Source organism: Bacillus sp. JJ1503 (assembly GCF_036965125.1).
Classification (GTDB): Bacteria; Bacillota; Bacilli; order Bacillales; family Cytobacillaceae; genus Cytobacillus.
This window is the reverse complement of record NZ_JBALOZ010000359.1, coordinates 1-3,792: the sequence shown is the minus strand read 5'-3', so window position 1 is coordinate 3,792 and position 3,792 is coordinate 1. Positions and strand designations below refer to the sequence as shown.

At 36.6% G+C, this 3,792-nt stretch carries 5 protein-coding genes; 4 read left to right on the top strand and 1 reads right to left on the bottom strand.

What is annotated here, in order from left to right; genetic code table 11:
• The 4 genes from V7149_RS22680 to V7149_RS22665 all read left to right on the top strand — a co-directional run.
• On the top strand, nucleotides 1-634 hold a 634-nt coding region (locus tag V7149_RS22680), incomplete at its 5' end, for an ABC transporter permease (protein ID WP_335347848.1).
• Complete coding sequence (locus tag V7149_RS22675; protein WP_335347847.1) at nucleotides 631-1,434, top strand: ABC transporter permease; 804 nt, start codon at nucleotides 631-633, stop codon at nucleotides 1,432-1,434. The genes V7149_RS22680 and V7149_RS22675, both read left to right, overlap by 4 nt.
• Nucleotides 1,431-2,504: an ABC transporter substrate-binding protein gene (locus V7149_RS22670; protein ID WP_335347846.1), complete on the top strand. Its 1,074-nt coding sequence runs from the start codon at nucleotides 1,431-1,433 to the stop codon at nucleotides 2,502-2,504. Before V7149_RS22675 ends, V7149_RS22670 begins: the two co-directional genes overlap by 4 nt.
• A 101-nt stretch (nucleotides 2,505-2,605) precedes the next feature.
• Nucleotides 2,606-3,373 carry a divergent polysaccharide deacetylase family protein gene (locus V7149_RS22665; RefSeq protein WP_335347849.1) on the top strand — a complete coding sequence of 256 codons (768 nt, stop codon included), beginning with the start codon at nucleotides 2,606-2,608 and terminating at the stop codon, nucleotides 3,371-3,373.
• Nucleotides 3,374-3,594: 221 nt separating this feature from the next.
• Here the strand turns inward: V7149_RS22665 and V7149_RS22660 are convergent.
• Nucleotides 3,595-3,792, bottom strand: a 198-nt coding sequence (locus V7149_RS22660; RefSeq protein WP_335347845.1) for a hypothetical protein, incomplete at its 5' end; no start/stop codon positions are given.

Below are 3,792 nucleotides of genomic sequence, written 5' to 3'. Positions count from 1 at the left end.
ATTTAGTTCATTTTGGTATGCATTTTTAATTACATTTTTTGCCTTTATTATTGCTTATCCAACAGCCTATTTACTGACAAAAACCAAGCATAAGCAGTTATGGCTATTATTAATTATTCTTCCTTCGTGGATTAATTTATTGTTAAAAGCTTATGCGTTTATTGGTATCTTTGGCACATATGGTGCTGCGAATAGCTTTCTTGAGGTAATGGGGGTTGGCAGCAAACAGATATTATTTACAGATTTCAGCTTTATCTTTGTTTCTGTTTATATCTTTCTGCCATTTATGATTTTACCGATCTTTAATGCGTTAGATGAATTAAACCCATCACTCATTGATGCATCTAATGATTTAGGTGCTTCACCATGGACAACTTTTACCCGTGTTATTTTCCCATTAACGCTGGATGGAGTTAAGTCAGGATGCCAAGTCGTGTTCATTCCTGCACTTTCATTGTTTATGTTAACAAGACTTATTGCTGGTAACCGTGTTATCACCCTCGGAACAGCCATCGAACAGCATTTCCTTGTCACTCAAGACTGGGGAATGGGCTCAACGATCGCTGTCTTCCTAATTATTGCCATGGTACTCATTATGGTACTCACTGGTAAACGAAAGAGGGGGATCCTATGAAGAAAAAGACAAAGCTTTCAGCAATCTATTTGACCATTGTATTTCTAATTTTGTATGCCCCTATTTTTTACTTAATGTTTTATTCATTTAATAGCGGCGGAAATATGTATCAGTTCGAAGGATTCACCCTTGATTGGTATCGAGAGCTGTTCGGGGATACAAGACTTTTAATTATTGTTTTAAATACAGCAATTATTGCCCTTTTATCAGCGGCGATTTCTACAATACTAGGTGTTGCCGGTGCACTTGCGATTTATTTTGCTAGAAGAAGAAGAGTAAAAAATACACTTCTTTCACTTAATAATGTTCTAATTGTAAGTCCTGATGTTATCATCGGAGCGTCATTTTTAATATTGTTTACAATTATTGGAATTAAACTAGGGTTTGTCTCTGTATTATTTGCACACATTGCCTTTAGTGTTCCAATTGTGGTGATTATGGTACTGCCAAAAATTGAAGAAATGAACATATCTATGATATATGCAGCTCTCGACTTAGGTGCAAGCAGATGGGATGTCCTAACTAAGGTGATTCTGCCTTTTATTACCCCTGGTATTTTCGCAGGTTTTTTCATGGCTTTAACGTATTCTCTAGATGATTTTGCCGTTACATTTTTTGTAACAGGTAATGGGTTTACGACATTATCTGTAGAAATCTACTCACTTGCAAGACGTGGAGTTTCATTAAACATTAATGCCCTATCTACCTTATTGTTTATTTTCACGATGCTGTTGGTAGTCGGTTATTACTTTATTACGAAACGTAATAATCGTCCGGCTGGAATGGGGGTTAAGAAATGAAACAGCTTGTCCGTGCCTTAGCAGCTGTACTCATTGTTTCAATTGGTTTAATTCTTTTTGTCAATAAACTAAATTCTGCTCAAGGGTATTCAAGTGGAAATACACTGACGATATTTAACTGGGGAGATTATATTGACCAGGAACTTATAAAACGATTTGAAAAAGAAACCGGGATTAAGGTCATCTACGAAACATTTGATTCAAATGAAGCGATGCTGACGAAAATTGAGCAGGGTGGAACTTCTTATGATATAGCCGTTCCGTCTGAGTATGCAATCGATAAAATGAGGCAAGAAAATTTACTTATCCCGATTGATCATTCAAAAGTGCCGAACCTTCAATATATCGATTCACGATTTATGGATTTGCCTTTCGATCCAAGAAATGAATATTCAATCCCTTACTTTTGGGGAACAGTCGGAATCGCGTATAATAAAGAGATGCTAGGTGATTTAGAAATAACTAGTTGGGATGATTTATGGGATCCAAAGTTCAAAAATCAGATATTAATTATTGATGGTGCTCGAGAGGTAATGGGAATGGGCTTAAATAGCTTAGGCTATTCTTTAAATGATACAAATGAAAAACACCTTATCGAAGCGAAAGAAAAGCTTGATTTGTTAACGCCGAATATAAAAGCGATCGTAGGGGACGAAATTCGGATGTTGTTAGAAAATGGCGAAGCTGGTATTGGCCTTGTCTGGTCCGGAGTAGCTCAAGAAATTATGTGGGAAAATGAAGATGTTGAATATGTCGTTCCAGAAGAAGGCTCCAATCTCTGGTTTGACAATATGGTGATTCCAAAGACTTCTAAAAATCCGGAAGCCGCACATCAATTTATTAATTTTATTCTTGATCCAGAAGTTGCCGCACAAAACACAGAGTATGTTGGGTACTCAACACCTAATAAAGGGGCACTCGAATTTATGGATGAAGAAGTCATTAGTGATGAGCGCTTCTATCCGGATGAAGAAATGACAGCCAAGCTCGAGGTATACGAAAACCTTGGAAAAAGAATGCTTGCCTATTATAATGATCTATTTTTAGAATTTAAAATGCACAGAAAATAACAGAAAACTGACTAGCTAAATGGCTGGTCAGTTTTTTTATTTTGCATTCATTTTTTTCTCTAAAAATGGAGAGTTTATTAAAAAGGGGTGATTCTAAGATGTTGCGGTTTATATCGATTATAGTGCTAGTTTTTACAATGACAATGCCAATGGAAACTGCATCTAAAACGGAAAAAAAGGAACTTGCTATCGTCATCGATGACCTTGGAAATAACATGAAGGGAACAGATGAAATATTAAAACTTCCAGTTACATTGACTGCTGCCATCATGCCATTTATGCCAACTTCTAAACGGGATGCAGAGTTAGCAATGAAAAATAATCATGAAGTAATTGTACATCTGCCAATGGAGCCGAAAAAGGGAAAGAAAAGCTGGTTAGGACCGGGCGCCATTACTACAGATTTAAATGATGAAGAAATAAGACGGAGAGTTGTGGCGGCAATTGAGGATATCCCTCATGCTGTGGGGATGAACCACCACATGGGTTCCAAAGCAACAGAAGATGAACGAGTCATGAAAATTGTTTTAGAGGTTTGCAAAGAATATGGATTGTATTATCTTGACAGTAAAACAACTGGAAAAAGTGCGATTCCAAAATTAGCCAATGAGATGGGAGTTCCTTATTTGGAAAACAATCTTTTTTTTGATGATATATATACAATTGAGCATATTACGAAACAGGCCAATTTATTAGCAGGAAAACTTAATAAAAGTGATCGGCTAATTGCAATTGGTCATGTAGGAGTAACCGGTACAATGATGGTAGACGTATTAGAGGAATTTATTCCCGTTTATCAAAATAGAGCAAACATTGTTCCGTTATCAGACATGATACCGGAGCTTGAATTGATTGATAAAAAGTTGTGATCATCTAAGCTGGAAACAAAATAAAAAGACCGCCCACATTCCGATCTGGTTAGTCCCGCAACGAAGCGAAATGAGAAGAGGTGGACGGCCTTGAGAATAGTATATGATGTAAATTAAAAATGATGCAAAACAAGTCCAGATTTGAAAAAAACTGGCTTGTTTTTTATTTTCTCAAGAGTAATTGTGGAATATTATGATAATTTAGCTGGCTTTACAGTATGTTAATTTGTGATTAATATTTCTTGGGAAAGCGCAAATTCAGACATTTCCTGAGTTGTGCCGTCATAATATAGCGCAATTTGCCGATAAAGTGAAACTTCAATCAGTGGAGGTTTCCGACGCACAGTATGTGGTAGTGCAAACAATGACATTAGGCAGCGGCAATTTATTTCAGCCTCATTCCCACTGATTGTTAGTTG

What these genes read in the sequence shown, in the direction of transcription:
- V7149_RS22670 (WP_335347846.1), top strand. Translation starts at nt 1,431, where the DNA reads ATGAAACAGCTTGTCCGTGCCTTAGCAGCTGTACTCATTGTTTCAATT.
- V7149_RS22675 (WP_335347847.1), top strand. Translation starts at nt 631, where the DNA reads ATGAAGAAAAAGACAAAGCTTTCAGCAATCTATTTGACCATTGTATTT.